The sequence below is a fragment of the Caulobacter sp. Root655 genome, from assembly GCF_001427665.1.
Classification (GTDB): domain Bacteria; phylum Pseudomonadota; class Alphaproteobacteria; order Caulobacterales; family Caulobacteraceae; genus Caulobacter.
Map to the genome: position 1 here is coordinate 149,369 of NZ_LMHC01000021.1, position 17,618 is coordinate 166,986.

Genomic DNA, 17,618 nt, shown 5'->3' on the forward strand with positions numbered 1-17,618 from the left:
CTTAAGGGTCCTGCCTTGACGGGAGAACCTTAGGCTGATGGCTTGTGACCGAATTGTCAACTGGTCACCTTCTTGATCCTACGGCGCGAGACTCCGAAGCACGAGGTTGACGGCCTTGGTCGGCGCCTCTGGCAGGTCGTCCAGATTGTGCTTGAGCATCAGCGGGTTCATGAAGCTCTGCATGACCAGCAAGATCGCCTCGCAGATCTCGTCGATCGGCGTCTTGCGCTCGAACTCGCCGGTCTCGCGGCCCAGGAGAATGATCTCCTTCAGGAGCGCCTCGGCCCTTTCCATATAGGCCATCGCCGAGGGCCAGCGCTCCTCCGCCGAGTGGGCCGCGATGTCGTAAAGCAGCTTGTCCTCGAAGAAAAGCTCCGCGCTGGTTGCGACTATCCCGCTGAAAAATCGACGTAACTTTTCGGCAGCCGTCTTGCCTTCGGCCATGCCCGCCTCGCCCGCGGCGAGAACCTTGTCCAGGCACTGGACGCAGATCGCCTGGCCGATCGCCTGTTTTGAATCGAAGAACTTGTAGATGTAGGCCTTGGAGAATCCGATCGCCTTGGCGAGGTCGGCGACCGTCGTCTTGCCATAGCCGTAACGGCTGAAATGCGCCTCGGCCGCGTCCACGATCTGGTCGCGAATGCCATGCTCGACGGGACCGCGTTGCCCAGCTGAGGGGGGCGAAGGTTCGATGGTGCTCATGCCCGCACGCTACCATCGGGCATCGCGATTGACAAACGAGTGACGATATAATTATTTAGTCACTCTCGGTTCTTCCTCGGAAAGTTCGCCATGCGCTCCGTCTTCCTTCGGACCCTTCCCGCGGTCGCCGGCGTCGCCGTGCTGGGCGGTTGCGCGATCGGTCCCAACTATGTGGCGCCAACGATCGCCGCGCCGTCCGCCTTCATGGGGCAGGCCGCCGTCGTCGCCAGGCCGGCCCTGGCCGCGCCGGTCGATGCGTGGTGGCGCGGCTTCAACGATCCCGTCCTCGACAGGATGGTCGATCGGGCCCTGGCCCAGAACCTCGACTTGGCGCAGGCCGCGGCCCGCGTGACGCAAGCACGGGCGGGCCTGGGCGCGGCGACCGCCGCCCTGCTACCCTCGGCGTCGATCGAGGCGCGCGGCGCCCAGGCCCATGCCTCCACCCAGACGCCGACCGGGCGCCTGCTGGCCGCCACGCCCAACTTCGATCGCGACGGGGCGCTCTACGAGGCCAATGTCGTCGCCGGCTGGGAACTGGACGTCTTCGGCGGCTCGCGTCGCGACCAGGAGGCGGCCCGCGCCCAATACGAGGGCGCGCGAGCCGGTGTCGCCGCCGCGCGACTGGCGGTCGCCGCCCAGACCGCCGACACCTACATGCTGGTTCGCGGGCTCCAGGCCCGTTTGGCCGTCGCCCGCCGGCAGGTGGAGACGCAAAGCCGGCTGGTCGAGACGGTCCGCCTGCAGCGCGCTCAGGGCGTCGCGGCCGAGCTTCAGCTCAACCAGGCGCTCGGCGCTCTCCAGCAGACCCGGGCCAGCATACCCGTCCTCGAGGAGGGCCTGGATGCGGCGCTCAACGCCATGGACGTGCTGCTGGGCGCGCAGCCAGGGACCTATCGCGCCGAACTGGCCGTGACGGCCCCGATCCCGGCCGCGCCGGGCTTGGCGGAGGCCGGCGGGCCGGCCGAGCTGCTGCGGCGCCGTCCCGACCTCGTGGTGGCCGAGCAGCGGCTGCGGGCGAGCAATGCGCGGGTCGGTTCGGCGCTGTCGCAATACTTTCCGAAACTGTCCCTGAGCGGCCTCGCCGGCACGGCCACCACGACCAGCAACACCCTCTTCGAGAGCCCCGCGTCGCAAGCCCAGGGCGTCCTTGGTCTTCGATGGCGTCTCTTCGACTTCGGCCGGGTCGGCGCCGAGGTCAGCGCCGCGCGCGGCCAGAAAGCCGAAGCGCTGGCGGCCTATCAGCAGTCGGTCCTGCGCGCGACCGAAGACGTGGAGAATGCGTTCTCCAGTCTCGTCAAGCGCGAGGACCAGGAGCGTGTCCTGGCCGACGGCGAGGCGTCGCTGGCCCAGGCAAGAGACGCCTCCAAGGCCGCCTACGACGCCGGTGTCGTCAGTCTTGTCGAGGTGCTCGACGCCGATGCGCGCCTGCTGTCGGCCCGGGACGCCAGAGTTCAGGCTCGCATGGAGGCGGCCCGCGCTTCCATCCGGTCGTTCCAGGCCCTGGGCGGCGGCTGGCGCGAAACGGCAGGAGCCGGCGCCGGCTAGTCCCGCTGTCGCCGATCTCAACGATCGCGGCAATGACAAAATTGGGAATATATTCCTATTTTCGGTGAGTTGCAAGATTGGCCGTTTGTGAAAGGGCGGCGCACAAGTAGCCAGGGCAGGGACTAGCATCTTTCGAAAACCTCTTTCATAACTTAGTTGAAAGGCAACCGGTTTTTGAAAGGACCGCCATGCTCATCGGCTATGCGCGGGTGTCCAAGGGGGACGACCAATCGACGGCCGCGCAGAAGCGCGCCCTTACGGACGCGGGGTGCGAGCGCCTGTTCGAAGAGGCCGCCAGCGGTGGCCGATGGGACCGGCCTCAGCTGCACCGGATGCTCGATCAACTGAGGTCCGGCGACGTCGTCGTGGTGTGGAAACTCGACCGTCTATCCCGTTCCTTGAAAGACCTTTTGCACATTCTGGAGAAGGTCGACGCCGCCAGCGCCGGCTTCCGCTCCCTGACGGAAAGCATCGACACGACGACGCCCGCGGGCCGCATGATGATGCACATGGTCGGCAGCTTCGCCGAGTTCGAACGCGCCATGATCCGCGAGCGCACCAACGCCGGTTTGGCCGAGGCGAGGGCCGCGGGGCGCATCGGTGGCCGCCGCCCAAAACTCTCCCCGGCGCAGCGCGCGGACGTCGTCGAGAATGTGACCTCTGGACGTAAGTCGGCGGCTGAAATGGCCAGGCTCTACCGCGTCAGCGAACCGACCATCAGCCGCATCCTTTCGGTAGCAAGGGCTTTGACCTCAAACCCCGCGACTGACTCCAAACTCGCCGAAACTGACCCCAAAATCCGCGACTAACTTTTCGCTGTTCGGAACGCTCCCGACAGAAGGCTCTGGGTGCCGCGATGGCGCGCTGAGGCGACAAGCTCCCGGAACGTTTCGAGACTGCGTCTGAAAATCTCGCCTGGGCCAGTTTCGCCGTCGATCATCGCATGACGGCCTGGGGGCAGGCCCTCTATGATTTGGAGCGCAAGCCCTTCCCGGAGGCGCGCGTCGATGGTGAGGACGCAGTGGCTAAAGAAGGTACCTCGACCGGAGGACAGATCAATGTCGCGGGCATCCTATACCAGATGCTGGTCAGTTTGGCCGACGGCATAGAAACGACTGTCTCGGCCCATGCCTTCACCAGCGCGTCGCCGGTCGTGCTGCAGGTGGAGCCGTTTGACGGCGGAGACGTGCAAATCACTGCCACACAACGGCTCGTGATCCAGATCAAGACGCGCGTCCATCATCGCCGCTGGACCTCCGGTGCCATCATCAGCGACGTTCTTCCCGACCTCTTTCGGGCAGTAGGACCACGAGCGGACGATCGCTACCAGTTCGTCACAGACAACGACGCCGGATGTGAGGATTTTCGGCGTTTCCTTCGTTGGTTCAGGGCACGCCAAACCGCGCCAGACACTCCCTCGGAAACGTTCAGGTTGGGGAAGGGCGGTAAGCAGGTGTCCGCCGAGACTCTGCTTGAAGCGGTCGCCAGTAAACTCGATCCCGACGGGACAAAGAAAGTTCGGGTCGACCAGCTTCTCGGCGCGCTCGAAATTGTTCGTCGCAACAAATTCGACCTCGTCCGAACCATCCATCGCTGCCTCGAACCGCTGGTCGAGCGCCCTGAGGACATCCGACACAAGAGAAAGCAGCTAATTGGCGAACTCGTTGAGCTCGGCGCAGGCGGGGCCAGAGTCACGACCTCCGAACTGCTGGACAAGGCAGACTTAGATCCGCGCCGACTGTTGTTGAAGTCATGGCTTCCGCAGCTCTTGTACCGAAAGCTTGCTACTTTCGCTAAGGCGCTCAACTACGATCGCGAAAAGGACGTCAGAGCAGCGCTTGCCCCGCCAAGGCGGCCGATGACGGTGCTGCGCGGCGAGTCCGGGCTGGGCAAGAGTTGGCGGCTATGCGCACTGGCCATGACCATGGCGGCGGAGGGCAAGCTCGTGGTCCTGGTTCGGGCGACCGCGGACGTGGACGCGCTGCGCGCTCGGATCGCCACCACGATCTGGAACCCGATCTACAGCAACTTGGCGCCCCTCTCATCGATCGCTGAGCGCCTGCGCCCCAAGTTCGCCGACGCGCGAGGTGTCTGGCTGACGGTGTTCCTTGACGACTTGAACGATCCTGAACTCGCTAGGCGCATCGTGGATGACGACTGGGCGGGGCTAGGCATTGACGTGGTCGCCTCGTGTCAAACGCCGACGGCCGACTGGCTGAGCCACTCGGCCGCCGCGCCCGAGATCGTCGACGTACCAGCCTTTAATATCGAAGAGTTGGTCCGCTACCTCGAGGCGCATGGGGTCGACTATGATGCGTTGGCGGATGATGTGTTCGAACTGCTCTTCAAGCCGGTGCTCGCCCGACTGTTTTGCCTGCTGCCGCGCGGCATCTCGCTCCGGGCCGAGACCGAGTACGAGTTGATGAACAGCTTCTGGTCGCTCGCCGCCCGGGAGCGGCCAAACCAGATCCGTCACCCGTTCGACTTGGACAGACTGCAGCTAGTCATCGCCGACATGTTGACTGCACCGGCGACCTATCCATGGCCGCCGTCGTCCTTTGTCCGCACGATTGATGACGCTGCAGTTTTTCGCTTAATGGAATGCGGCATCGTCGAACTCGACGGCGAGCGCCGACTATCGATGACGCACGACCGGCTGCTGAACTGGGCCACGGCGGCCCACCTGGCCAGTCACGCTGTCGACCAGAACTTGCCGGCGTCTGAACTCGTCTTGCTCGTCGAGCGGATCGATAGTCTCGAGACGGTCAGCGGCGTCAGGATCGGCGGGCGCCTCGGCTATGTTTTGCTGGATCTGCTCTGGTTGTCGTTGGGCCCAGGCCGGCGCACGCCCGCGCAGGTGGCCGAGTTCCTTCTAGCCTATATGCGACGACCCGACTTCGACCGCTACGATCACGATTTCTTTCGCAAGTCGCTTCCGACGCTTGGGTCTCGCGCCGTGCCCTTGCTGCAGGCCATGGCCGAGACGCCGTTGGCTGGCGAGCGCGAAAGTTTCTGGCCGGCCTGGATTGCTGAAGCCCTACGCAACGTGGCCAATGACGCATGGGATGACGTCCGCGCGGCAGCGGTCGCGCTGTTCCGCAGCGGTGACGAGGCCAGAGCCGAAATCGCGCTGCGCGTGATGACCAAGGTGGGCGCGGGCGAACTCGTCGAGGACCTGTTCCAATTGAACATGCGGCGCAAGGCGGACCTGGACGGCGCGGCGGGGAATGACAGGCTCGATGTCATCCAGGCCAAGGAGCGCGCTTTCGCCGCCTTCGCTCGGTCAGTCGAGCAGGAGCCCGCCTGGCTGGATCGGAAGATCGCCAACGTGGCCGTGCGTTCGCAGGCCGAACAATTGCTTTGGGCCCTGCTTCGGCTCGATCGCCGCGCAGCCCTCCCAATCTGGCGGCATCACCGTGAGCACCTGTTCGCGGTGATCGGCCCAGGGTGTCGGGTTCTGCCGAGAGCGATCCGTACCTTCGCTGAACCCGAAGATCGCACCCGTTTGCACCTGCCCTCGCCAGAAGGGGCCGAACACCTCCACGGGGCGGTGACCCTCGATGCGATCGCCAGGCTGGATCCGGCCGGCGCGGTCAATATCCTTGCCAGTGGCCTGGGTCGGAGCCAAGGCCTCGATCTCTGGGGCACGGAGAACTGGTGGATGCCCGGGCTTCACCATCGGGCGGGCGCGGCGCTCACCGCGGCGCTCAGGGGGAGGGCCGAGCGTGGTGGCCGGATCGGCGTTGGGACGCGCCTGGCGCAGCGCTACGGCTCGAGCACGGAATTCATCGACGCCGAAGCGGTGGACCTGATCCTCGACGACCTTGAACTCCTGGCCTCGGATACCGCGATCCCTCGCGAAGACCGCTTGAATCGTGCCTATCAACCGCTTCGGACATTGTCGTCGCTGCAAACCCTGGCCACGCTCGATCGGGTGGCTGGGCGTCGCGGCTCTCGCCTGGAACGAGTGCTCGCCGATTTCGCCATCGACCGCCCCCCGCGAGATTCCCGCAACGTCGATCACGAAGGCGAAATGATCGCGCATCTACTGGCCGTGATGGGGGGCGAGGGCTATGACCGCTTGGTGCTCGCCCAGATTACTAGCAGCGGCAGGACGACCGCCGAATACGGCTTCAGACATGCGCTATGGACCTCGACGAATGCCATCGGCCTTGAGTTAGAGCGCCTAGCGGTGGAGCGGCAGGGCGGGGACGATCAGGACCAACCGTATTACCTGATGCAGGCGCTGGCGTCGCATGGGCGGGACGCGGGGCTGGCGCGGCTGGTTGAGGATCGAACCCCCGTTTACACCCACGCAGTCGACATCCGCCAGGCCAGGCAGGGCGACGCCGGAGGGCTTTCCGAGCAGATCCGCGCCAGAGTGGCCTCGGGCGATCCCGACGAACAGGTGCGCGCCTTGGACATGTCGCACTTCCTCGACGGGGATCTGGCACTCGATCTGACGCGGCCGTTGATCGCTAGCGCCGCGCCCGGTGGTCCGGTGGCCAGCGCCCTGCTAACGCAACACTTTCACCGGTCGCGCTATGATCCGAGCCTGCTGCCGAAAATCGAGCCGTTTCTCGGTAGCGCCAACGAAACCGCAACTTTGGCGGCGCTGCACCTTGCGTTGCATGGAGACGCCACCGGCCGGGCGGGTGCTACTGCCTGGCTCGGCGCGCACGGTCTTCAGGACCCCCAATGGCGAGCTGTGCAGGCGGCGCTGGCCTTGCTAGATCATGAGGATAGTCGCCAGGACGCAATCCATTTCCTGCGCCGCTACCGTGATCGGAATCGATATTTCGATCACTTCAACGCCGACGTCCTCGATGCGCTGGCCAATCACGGCGACCAGGACGCCGCCGAGCAACTGGCGAACCTCGCCTTCGGAGGCAAGGCTAGGGACGAGAGCGCGGTGGCGAATGCGGTCCGGATGGTCGCGCGTAGGAACGCCCCTGGCGCGTTTCGGGCCGCGCGCCGCCTTTTCGTCCGATCGGGGCGCCTTGAGGCGGCGCGGCTCTTGATGGACACCGATCCGGCCCGAGCCGTGGCCGAGTTGATGGCCGCCTATGTCGGCGCGAATCTGCCAAGGCGGCTCGCGATCGCCCGTACGCTGCGATGGGGAGCGCCCCGCGATATGCTCCTGCCGGCCTTAGCCGTGCTCGCGCTTTCGCCCGAGGCGGTTGAGCGCCAGATGGCGGCGGAGATCGCTGGTTGGCTGCCGCATAGCGACGCCCTCGCATGGTTGGAGGCGTTGAGCTTGGATCCTGTGCAAGCGGTGGAGGAGGCGGCTTTGGCGGCCCTTTTGCGCCGCGCGGCGAATGCGGAGGGGCAGGCGTTGCTCGGGGCGCTGGCGCATCAACCCAAGCCCCGGCAATGGGCATACCTGCACGTGATCATCGATAATATTGACCCCCATCTCCTCGTGCATACGAAAGATTCGCTCGCTATTCGACCCGCCTTGGCCAGCCTGCCGGAGGAGTTTGCGATAGAGGCGCAACGTCTGATCAATCGCCGACGTCAGGAGCTCGAGCGAAAGGAAGCCGCCTTGGCGCGCAAGGAGGAGTAGGCGATCTGGTCTGAGGGGATCGGCCTGCTGGCGCAGGACGATGCGCGCGATCATTTGCGAGGCTTAGCGCTCCTGCAAATGTCTTGAGGCTGGAGGGGCGCGCATGTCCGGTATTGGCGCGATACGCAAGCTGGCGTGCTCCCTGTTTCGCGACACAGTTTTAGGACACTCAAATTCAAGTGAACTTGGGGGAGGGGGCTCCGAATACCCCAGTGCCCCGATAACCAGCGTTTTTCGGACAACGCAAAAGAGGCTCAAAGCCTGAATCTGACTCAAGGGAGACCTTGGAAAGGTCCGCTCTGAGCCGATAAGCTCGCCGCGCTACAACTTCGAAAGCCTAAGATGCGCGAGATGCCGTTTACACGCCCAACATTGATGGCCGCCATAGAAGTTCATCAAGCGCACGGGCAGGCGTCGTTCAACTTGATGGTCCTCCGGCTCGGGCTCGAGGACCAAATTCCTTTAGATAACTCGCTGGCAGTCGCAAAAAAGTGTGTGTTGCTCGGACGCATAGCGATGAGCCAGGGCGCGTGCCATGTTGACACGCTGGGAGGGGCCGTCAGCTTGGCCGAGGCGATTGTGCGCGAGGCGTTGGCTTTCCTGGCGCAAGAGCAGCCACAAAGCCAACGCCTTCTACGCGGCCTTGCCCGCGATGGTTTCGTTGTCGAATGGGTGGACGGTGAACCTCGTCTGCGTGCGGCCCTGCCTGAGCAACTTCAGCTTCCCACCACTGACGACGAGGTGCATGCCCTCCTGGATACCCTCGGCTTTAAGACGTCTGCTGGCCACCTTGCTCAAGCCATCGATGCGCACACGCGGGGAGACTGGGCGGCGGCCAATAGCCAACTGCGCACCTTCATCGAAAGCTTGTTCGACGAGATCGCCTTCGTCGCAGAACCTAGTCGCGCTCGCAACTTGCCCACCGCCGAAAATCGAAGGGCCCTGCTGGCGGAGATCGGCTTCTTGGCGACCGATCGCAACGAATGGACCGCTGACGGCAGGAACTTCATCAACGGCCTCTTCAAGATGCTTCACACTGACGGATCGCATCCGGGCCTGTCGGACGACGATCACAGCACCTTCCGTCTGCATGTGGTGCTGGTTACGGCGCGCGCCTTCCTGCGCCGTATCCACTATCGGCAGTAGAGACGTCGATGGTGGCCGCCTCGGCAAGCAAGAACTCAAGGCCGACCTGCGCCAGCGCGACCGGCGCCGAGGTTTCCCCCAAGTCGTAGTCGTAGCTGGCCGGCACCGCCACGACGCGGTCTCGCTCGACAATCGGCTCTAGCTTGATGTGCTCGGGGAGAAGCACAAAGAAAGGCGGCGCATCGGCAGTCAGCGGGGTGTATGTGAAGGTTCGTTCGCCGTTCGGCCCAGGTTCGCCTTCTTCCTCATGGTAGCCGCCAAACGCACCGATGGCGATCGCGCTACTCTGCAGGGTAGCAATCTCGGCCACCCCATGCTCCTCGGCGTTTCGTGCGGCCCAGAGGTAGGCGAGGGGTGGGCTGGATGCGACGCGGCTATAGCATGGGACGTAGGCCCGTCCGAGTTGCCGCTTTCCGGCGGCGTCGCAGCGATTCAGGCCGCGCCGCCAATGGGTCAGAAAGTCTTCCCAGGCCGCTCGCGCCTCCGCAAACGTCTCTGCCAAGCCGAGGGCGTTACAAGCGCTTTGCGCGCGTTGGGCTGACAGTTCAGCAGGGGTTGGCATCAGTGTGAAGCATTGCCGACCTGCGCGCGCTCTGCAAGCCGCACCGCGGTGCCGGGAGCTTACGCCCGAGAGTAGTCGTGCTCGTATGCATCCCTGGCCAAAAACCGGCTGTATGCCGTTAGCAGGGAGGTGGCCAACGGCTCCCGAATCCGACCGCACCGCCGGATTGGATAGGCGTAGCCGCCGCCGTCATAAGAGCCGTACTTCGCAAACGCCTTCTTCGGCGCGCCCCTAGGTATGATCGCGGCGGCGAGAAGCTTGGCGACTGGATCTTTGTGGGCTTTGCGGGCGTCTTCGATCTGTTTGGTCACCTTGCCGAAGTGACTTCGAAGCTCGGCGTCCCGCTTCTCCCATGCTCGGCTCGGAAGGCTGAGCGCGGGGTCGGCCGCGGCGCTCAGGTGACAGCGCCCGTCCTTGTTAAAAACGGCGAGATCGAGCACTTGCAGATTGGCTGGCGTGGCGTCCGCAAATTTCACAGTGGCGAACTGGGCGCCATCGTGATCGTAGTGCTCCAGCGCGAAACTCAGGCCATCTTTGGCACCCACCGCTTCGCCCAGCGGCCATGTGCCGAGAGGAGCGAGAACGGCGACCTTGAAATTCTCTTCCCGCACGCGCTTGCCGTTGCTGCGTACCATCAGGTCGCAAGGCTGAGCGACGAGCACCCACAGCTTTAAGTCAGCGCCCTCGCCGATCTCGAAGAGATCGCCGTTGCGGAGTGGATCGTTGTAGCTATTGACGAGCTGATCGCTCTCGTAGAGTTCCTCACGGCGCAGCTTGTGGAGGCGTTCCTGGGAGGTCGCCGACAGCGCACGGCCGATGTCGGCGATGTCCTTCACCGTCCGCGCGGCAGTGGCGAACTCGCCGACTCTTGCCTGCTGAAGAATCTGCGACTTGACCTGATCCTTCTGAATGATTCCGTAGAGGCGGATCAGGGTCTCCAACTCCGAGACGCCTTCGTCCTCGGACGACTTGACTACCATGTGCTCGAAGTCGATTGGATCGAGATCGGCGAAGCGCTCCAAGGCGTCCTTCAACGCTTCCTCGAAGGCGTCCTGCGCCAGAGTCTTCATTGTCTGGCAGTAGGTGTTGATCAAGGTACGATAGACGGCGCCATAGAACGCCGGCGCATCGTCAAGGGTCGCCTTGGCGATGGGCATGAAGAAGCGAAGGTCGAGGTTCTCTGACTTCGCCAAGCCGCGCCACGACGTCACCTCGTCGCCCTTTGCAACCGTGTGGGTCAGCATTCCGCAGAACCATCGGGTGCCAAAACCCGCCTTCTCCTTTTCGGCCATGTCCCGAATGATCTCGGAACCCTTGGCGAAGCCCAGGCTCGTGTCCTGGACCTCAAGTTCCTGATCGAACAGGAACAAGGTCCGGCGATCTTCCGTGCACTCGGCGATGAGCTCCGTTCGGCGCTCGTGCCAAGCATGCGGCGTGAGCAGATGGGCCGTCGTGGCGTCGGGCAACAGGTCCTGTAGCCGGCCGAGCGCCTCGCGTTCGGCGGCGTCGCCGCCTTGGGCGGACAAGACGCCGCGGAGGGCTGTCAGACCATCCGCATCGAGTTCAGCCAAGCGGGCAGAGATTTGCTCCTGCAAGGCCTCATTCTCGATCGTCAGCTCAACGCCCGGGAAGAAGGTGCTCAAGGCCTCACCGGCGTCCGGCTTCGCCGCCAGAACCTTGATGACAGCGCCGGCGTCCGTCTGGAGCTCCGCCTTGTCGTCCACGAAGATGATCTTGACGATCTTGAGATGCGCGAACAGCTGCGCGAGCCGCGTTCGAGCATCGACCGGCGGCTCATGGGCGGGCGGCTCGTCCGAGCCTTCGGCGGTCTCCGCCTGAGCTTCGCCGGGCACGACATCTATCGGCTCAACGGGCGGCGCGTCAGCTTGGACCTCGACCAGGGCACCGATTTCCGCCATGAGCTGGGCTGTTGCCGGGGCGGCCGGTTTTACCGCCTTTTTCGCGGGTGCCTTCGCAGCGGATGCCTTGGGTTTTGCTTCCTCAGCCATCAACGATCCCCGAGAGGTCCAGCTCGAAAATGTACCGGCGGTCGTGTTCGTTACGCTGGCCGAGAAGGACGATGCTGCAGCCCATCGACTCAAGAATCTGGGAACTGATGAAGAGACCCAGGCCCCGCCCTTCGTCCTTGGGCTTTAGGGTGATGAAGGGCTCGAAAAGGGCATCCTCGACGGCCAGATCGACACCGCCGGCGTTATCCCAAATCCTGATCCGGGGCGAAGCGTAAGCGACAGTCAGCTTAGGCTTAAAGTCCGCATTCCGGACGTGGGCTTCCTTCAGCCAGTATTCAGCGTTCAGCAGGATGTTGTCGACGACCTGCGTCAGCCGTCCGCGGTTGGTTTTAACAGCAAAATCGGCGCTGCCGGGTTCGATCTCCACCTGGATGTCGTTCTCAGCCCAACGATCCGTGAAGTGCTCAAGGATTTCGCCCACTAGTTTTGAGACGGCGAATGTTTCGATCTTATCGCGCTGGTAGCGCAACGACGGCGACAAGTGGCCGATCTGGCGGCGCAGAGCCGAGGCGGCCGACGTCACTTCCTGGCCCAAGACCAGCAGGTCCACGTTCGGCGGCGTTGTCTTCCGCGCCCGCGCCACAGCCGCCGAGGCCTTCTGCATCAGGCGATCGGTCTGGTTCTGGACCTCGTGGGACAACGCTTCCGCGAGCAGTCCTAGTCCCGCCAACTCCGAGAAGTCTTGAAGCTGGTCGGACAGCACGTCCAGGCGGGGCGAGAGCACCGCGACGATGTCCGCCAAGTTCTTGGCTTCCGCAGCGTAGCCCATGAGTTCGGCGAACAGGGCTTGAGAACTCTCCAGCGCTTGCTGGGCCTCGGTCAGCAGCTCCGCCAGTTCGCGCTCCGCGGCGCTCGACAATATGGGCGCCTGTTGAATGCGAGCTGTCACTGAGGCGATCTTCTTCCGCGCCGCCGCCGTGTTGGTCTCAAGCGACTTGGCGGACTGCGTGTAGCTCGCCAGTCGGCGCGCCACGGCGGCGGCGTCCGTGACCGCCTGGCGGCCGCCCTGGAACGGCTTCGACGGGCTGGGGATGTCAGCCTTGTAGGTGTTGAAACTCCGCCGCGTCCATTCATAGAAGCCGCCGATGGTCTCGACGGCATGCAACATCAGGCGCCGGAAGTTCTGAGAGTAGGGGTCGGACACGAAGCCCTCGCGGTCCGTCTTCTCCTTCAGGTTGCCGTTGGTCGCTTCGCTGATGGAGACGAAGCCGATGATGTTCTGGGGGCGCAGCCCGTAGTAAGACGTTGCGCTGGTCTGCTGGGCGCTCAGGCGCAGCCAGTCCTCGCCGTTCAGGCCGTAGGGTTTGATGGCGAAGCCATCGCGAAACACCTTGATGCCCGCGTGAAGCGCAACAATGTCGCGAACCTCACTCGTGTTCGCCAAGCCGCCCAGCTTTGCACCCACGTCATCGCCACGCAGCAGAAACTCGTCGATTTCTGCGTGGAAGGGTCCTGGATTTGCGACGACGGGCGGCTTGCCCGGTTCCGGGGCCGGGAGCTTCTCGACACTGCCCAGCGCCGCCAAAGGCAATCGATAGTCGAACTCCAAGAAGTAGTTCGGGTCGTCGCTATAGCGAAACGCGACCGGAGCCCCCTTGCGGCCTTTTAGATACTCGAAAAACGCGCGGCCATTGTCCCGCGCCAGGAGAGTTTCAAACCCGTCGGGATCGTTGCCGCGGAGTTTGACGAGCCGGAACTTCCCGGCCAGGCCCATCTCGCCCCCGGTGAAATCGATGACGAACTTGCCGACGGCCGCGCTGCGCACCTTGGCTGAAACCTGGCCCAGATCGATCGGGCGCCCGTCAATGCGAAGCGTTACGAGGAACGGCCGGGCTTCGGCGAACGGCGAAATGACCTGAGAGAGGTCGGAGATCAGTTTCTTGACCCCAGCACCGTGCCAAACATCCGGATTCTTGAGGCCGGAGATCACCAGCATGGTGCCCTTGGTCCGGCCGGGCTTGGGCGCGGGATCGATCGAGACCGGAACCTCGCTCAAGCTTTTGTCGTCGGTGAACGCATCCCAGGCGAAAGCCACATGCAAGGTGCCTGTTTGGCCGTCTTTGCGCGTGTAAAGCTCAAGGTTTCGCCCGAGCTTTTGGGTGCTGAGGCGGCCCAAGCCTTTGTCGCCAAGGGGTGTGCGGCCCTTCGGGGTCTTGCCCCCGGCGGCCTTCATCACGCGCTTGCCGGAGAGCGAGATGATCAACCAACCGCGTTCGATGTCGTCGCGGTCCATCCCCATGCCGTCGTCGTCGATGGTGATGTAGCCGACGGCCTTTGAAAACTTTCCGGCGGCACCGGGCGGAGCGTCGGTGGTGTCGACGACGACGTGGGCATAGTCGGCGTCGGCGTCGTAGGCGTTCTTGACCAGTTCGACGATCGCCGTGACCTCGTCGGAGACCAATTCATCTCCGAGCTGCCGAACGACCGCAGCGCTGATGTCGAAATGCGGACCGGCCATGCGGACTAACCCTCGCCCTTACGGACGAGGAGAATCTTTTCTTCCCGCATCGTCGCCGAGCTGGCGTTACGATCGGGCATCCGCTTGTGATGAATCCGTCGCGTCAGAGTGGTGACCACCTTGCAGTTCAGGCCTTCTACCAGTTCGCCGAGCACGAGGTCGGTCGGCACCTGCTGGCCGCCAATGTTACGATTACCCACCGTCCAGATCATATAGCTGTCTGGCTTCATGACATTGAGAATGCTGTCGAGGCTCGCCCCGAAGTCTGTGTAGAAGCGGATCAGCCTGGTCCGGCCATCGTCCGGCTTGGCTGGCAGTCCATCTGCGAAGCGCTTCAGCCGCGGCGATGCTTCGAGCAATTTGGCCTCAGTCCACACTTGATTGCCCGCCGCGCCGCCGAGACTACGACGATCAATCTCCTGGGTCGTCCGGAGGGTTGCGATGTCTGCCGCCGGGTCGATGTCCTTGAAGTCGATCCAATGGAGCGGAAGATAGGAGTGCTGGCCGTAGGTGACAGTAGTCAGATTGTCTCCGTAAGGCGGAGACGTCATCAGCAGATCGAACGGCGCGGCACTACCCCAATAATCTTGAGCATTGCGCGTGTCGCCGACCCGCACGTCCGTCTCGGCAACATATTTGGCGGATTTGAGCTGCTTGGCCTCGTTGAGCCGACGTCTAAAGGCGGAGAAACTCGCGGCGTTCTCTCGCGCCAGGTCGCGGAAGACCTTGATTGGCGACAAGGTCCGCTTCTCGATCTCGGACGCTGGCCGCGCATGGAGCTTATAGGTCGAGGTTCGATCGTTGCTTGTCAGTCGGACGGTCTCGGCGAGAGTGACCCAGAGGAACCTACGGACCCAGAGGCCGTCACACTTGCGGATCGCGCGGCGTAAGCGGGATAGCTCCAGCGAAACATCCGCCTGAAACCACTTTTCGCGGTTCGCCATGGAGGTTTCGATGGTATCTCGCCGGTCAGCTGCAGCGCTGCTGGCCACGCGTTCAGCGATCGCGCCGACCGTAAACTCCACCGACCGGGCGGTGCGGACACGGCTGATGAGCACCGCTAACGGGTTGATATCGTTGCCGTAGACACCAAGGCCGTAGTGCATCCCGCTCACAAGCGAGGTGCCCGATCCCATGAAGGGGTCGTAGACGGACTGGATGTCCGGTCGGGCCTCCAGCACCGCCCCGAGCAGCCGGCGCTGGACCAGGGGAACCATCATCGCCGGATACTGGAAGATACTATGAGCGCTATCGGTCCGATCCCGGTCCTTCGATGACCAAAAATCCGGATCGGCACCCTTGACCTTAAGGAGCTTTAGAAGCTGCGCATCAACTTCCTGCGGCGTTGGGATCGACGGTGGAATAGGATCGCGGTGCGCTACAAAAGTCATTAAGCGCTCGTCCTAAGCCGGCGAAGTTTCCTGTGCAGCTTGGCGGACAGCGTGTATTTCAATCTCGAAGCTGCGCTCCCCGGCCGCCACGCCTTGGGCGTGACGTTAGTGGCATTCTATGATTCCGTGAAGGCGCCATCTGTTTCGCGCGAGGAGGTTTTTCTGCCCGAAACTATTAGTCCCCGGAAGTGATTGTGAAGAGCGTCAAAAGTTATCACTATCCCGGAACATTGCGAAGCAACACGAGTTCGAAAGAAATGGCTCGCTTCAAATCGGGTGCAGTCTTCGGATCTGAATAGATAGATTGTAGATCCTGCCGGCGCCTCGCAAGCGCTGCGGAAGCGGGACCTCCCGCCTCGGCGAGGATGGTGATCACGCGCTCCAACCCGTGAATGCGCCACGACATATCGACTAGGTCACTAGGGCTCATTGCGACTCCTTGGATTCGCGCTGTTGAGGTCAAAGCATATGCAGGAGCGCCGAACGCTCGGTCTCGGTTTTCAGGCAGGCGGTCGCTCACTTCCAGCTTGAAAAGAAGAACTGGATCACGCGGCCCTTGCCCGCTGCCGGAACTGGCCCAACTGAGACGGAGGCGGGAAGGGCGAGAGTAGACTGTGGGCAAACGGTTTAATCGCCGACGGGGTGAGAATAGTCGAACGCGTCCTTCGAATAAGCATCGGCCCGACCTAGGCCAAACTGGTGCTTGGCTTGGTCACTGATATTGTGCAGCAGGGCGTATTTCTCGATCAACGGCTTGAATTTTCGATCCTCCGGCTCGGTCCCGAAGTAGAGGCCGTTCAAGGCGATGGCTTGCTGCTCGGCGTCGGAGAGCTCGGCGCGCAGCATGCGCACGTAGCGATAGGCCACGTCGCGATCCTTGAACCGCTCGTCGATGAACCGCACCAGGTGGTACGTGAACCGAAAATAGTGCCACAAGTGCTGGATGGACCGGTCTTCGAACCTGGTTTTGTAGATCCCGGGCAACCACCCGCCGATATTTTCGTCCAAGAGATGGTCGCGGCTGTCCTTGCGCACCTCCTCGGCGAACGCCTGGATCGCCGCCAAGCCCACCTCTCCCGAGAACTTGAAGCTGGCGATGATCTGGCGGCGGGCCTCTAGCATCCGAAACACCGTCAACTCGTCGTCGCGCGTCTGTTGCGACATCGCAGCCTGCTCGGCCTCGACCTTGGCCTGATCGAAGGCCCTGAAGGCGTAGATGGCCGCGATTGCCGACATCACCGCGCTGACAACGCCAAACGAGTCGCCCAGTTGGCCGGCTTTTTCGAAGTTGAACTTGAACGGCCAATGCTGGGCCAACAGGTAGATCACCACGGACCACACGACCACGAAGACCGGGGGCATCCAACCTTGCAGTTTGACCTTTTTCATCCTCGTTGGGCCTCTAGCGTTTCAACGCCTGGACGGCTTCACGCACGCCCTTGGCCACGGCCATCAGGGCTTCGTCCTGATTGTCCCAGCCGGTCACCGGCTTGACCTCTGGGGGGAGGGCTTGAAGGGCCCCGAACGGCAGGTCCGTCCAAAGGCAAGGTCGCAGGATCACCGGGATGACCATGGCCTTCTTGGCCTTGTGGCGGTCCAGTGCCGTGGTCAGTTCCTTGGTGTAGCAAAACTCCGAGGCGATGAAGTCGGCCGAGATCAGCAGCAAGACAAGGTCGGCCTTGGCCAGCTTGGTGGCGATCTCCCTTTCCCACTCGTCGCCTGCCTTGATCTCCTGATCGTTCCACGTGCTGATAATCCCCAGGCGCTTGAGCGGAGTTAGGTGGGTGATCAGGTCGGCCTTCAGCTTGGCGTCGACGTGGCTGTAGGAGATGAAGGCGGTGACCGGCTTGACCTTGGGCGCCTTCTCCGGCTCGCCGGCCAGGTCCTTGGCTCCGCCCAGCAGTTCCAGCGATCCGCCCGCCCCGCCCACGACGCCCTTGATCACGCCACCGTCGATCAGGCGCCTGCGTGTCCGATCGTAGCGATCCTCCGCCCAATCCAGCGTGGCCTTCAGCGCCCTGCTGGACACCCGCTCGGGCGGGTCGCCCGCCATGTAGGTCAGCTCATCCAAAAAGATCTGCTCGTCGGTACGTCGCGCCACCCGGTCCTCGCCCATCGTTTTCTTGGACCCGCATTTGCGGGTTGAGCGGATCAATAGTCCAGCTTAAACGCGAACGATTGCATTCAGGCCGCGCAAGGCTGCGCGGACGCCCGAGGC

Annotated in this window: 11 protein-coding genes; 4 read left to right on the forward strand and 7 right to left on the reverse strand. The window is 63.2% G+C overall.

The window, feature by feature from the left end; genetic code table 11:
- Positions 1–78 precede the first annotated feature (78 nt).
- On the reverse strand, positions 79–702 hold the full coding sequence (locus ASD79_RS12210) for a TetR/AcrR family transcriptional regulator (protein WP_056721962.1): 624 nt from the start codon (positions 700–702) through the stop codon (positions 79–81).
- A 90-nt stretch (positions 703–792) separates the two neighbouring features.
- Here ASD79_RS12210 and ASD79_RS12215 point away from each other — a divergent pair, with 90 nt between their 5' ends.
- The 4 genes from ASD79_RS12215 to ASD79_RS12230 all read left to right on the forward strand — a co-directional run bounded on the left by ASD79_RS12215 (position 793) and on the right by ASD79_RS12230 (position 8,959).
- On the forward strand, positions 793–2,247 hold the full coding sequence (locus tag ASD79_RS12215; RefSeq protein WP_056721964.1) for an efflux transporter outer membrane subunit: 1,455 nt from the start codon (positions 793–795) through the stop codon (positions 2,245–2,247).
- Between the two features lie 188 nt (positions 2,248–2,435).
- Positions 2,436–3,056 carry a recombinase family protein gene (locus ASD79_RS12220; protein ID WP_056721966.1) on the forward strand — a complete coding sequence of 207 codons (621 nt, stop codon included), beginning with the start codon at positions 2,436–2,438 and terminating at the stop codon, positions 3,054–3,056.
- A 134-nt stretch (positions 3,057–3,190) separates the two neighbouring features.
- Positions 3,191–7,813 (forward strand): hypothetical protein, encoded by a 4,623-nt coding sequence (locus ASD79_RS12225; RefSeq protein ID WP_056721970.1) that lies wholly within the window; start codon positions 3,191–3,193, stop codon positions 7,811–7,813.
- A gap of 342 nt (positions 7,814–8,155) precedes the next feature.
- Complete coding sequence (locus ASD79_RS12230; protein WP_056721972.1) at positions 8,156–8,959, forward strand: hypothetical protein; 804 nt, start codon at positions 8,156–8,158, stop codon at positions 8,957–8,959.
- Here ASD79_RS12230 and ASD79_RS12235 read toward each other — a convergent pair.
- The 6 genes from ASD79_RS12235 to ASD79_RS12260 all read right to left on the reverse strand — a co-directional run bounded on the left by ASD79_RS12235 (position 8,916) and on the right by ASD79_RS12260 (position 17,501).
- On the reverse strand, positions 8,916–9,269 hold the full coding sequence (locus ASD79_RS12235) for a hypothetical protein (RefSeq protein WP_056721974.1): 354 nt from the start codon (positions 9,267–9,269) through the stop codon (positions 8,916–8,918). The genes ASD79_RS12230 and ASD79_RS12235 overlap by 44 nt on opposite strands.
- Before the next feature lie 311 nt (positions 9,270–9,580).
- A complete protein-coding gene (locus ASD79_RS12240) occupies positions 9,581–11,530 on the reverse strand; it encodes a hypothetical protein (RefSeq protein WP_156400483.1) in 1,950 nt (649 codons plus the stop codon).
- Complete coding sequence (locus tag ASD79_RS12245) at positions 11,523–14,009, reverse strand: ATP-binding protein (RefSeq protein WP_056721978.1); 2,487 nt, start codon at positions 14,007–14,009, stop codon at positions 11,523–11,525. Before ASD79_RS12245 ends, ASD79_RS12240 begins: the two co-directional genes overlap by 8 nt.
- Before the next feature lie 5 nt (positions 14,010–14,014).
- The gene (locus ASD79_RS12250) at positions 14,015–15,400 is read right to left on the reverse strand and encodes a hypothetical protein (protein WP_056721980.1); all 1,386 of its coding nucleotides are present in this window, start codon (positions 15,398–15,400) and stop codon (positions 14,015–14,017) included.
- 627 nt (positions 15,401–16,027) lie between these two features.
- A complete protein-coding gene (locus ASD79_RS12255) occupies positions 16,028–16,789 on the reverse strand; it encodes a putative phage abortive infection protein (RefSeq protein WP_056721983.1) in 762 nt (253 codons plus the stop codon).
- Between the two features lie 13 nt (positions 16,790–16,802).
- Entirely contained in the window at positions 16,803–17,501 is a 699-nt protein-coding gene (locus ASD79_RS12260; RefSeq protein WP_162252357.1) for a toll/interleukin-1 receptor domain-containing protein, read from the reverse strand.
- Positions 17,502–17,618: the final 117 nt, after the last annotated feature.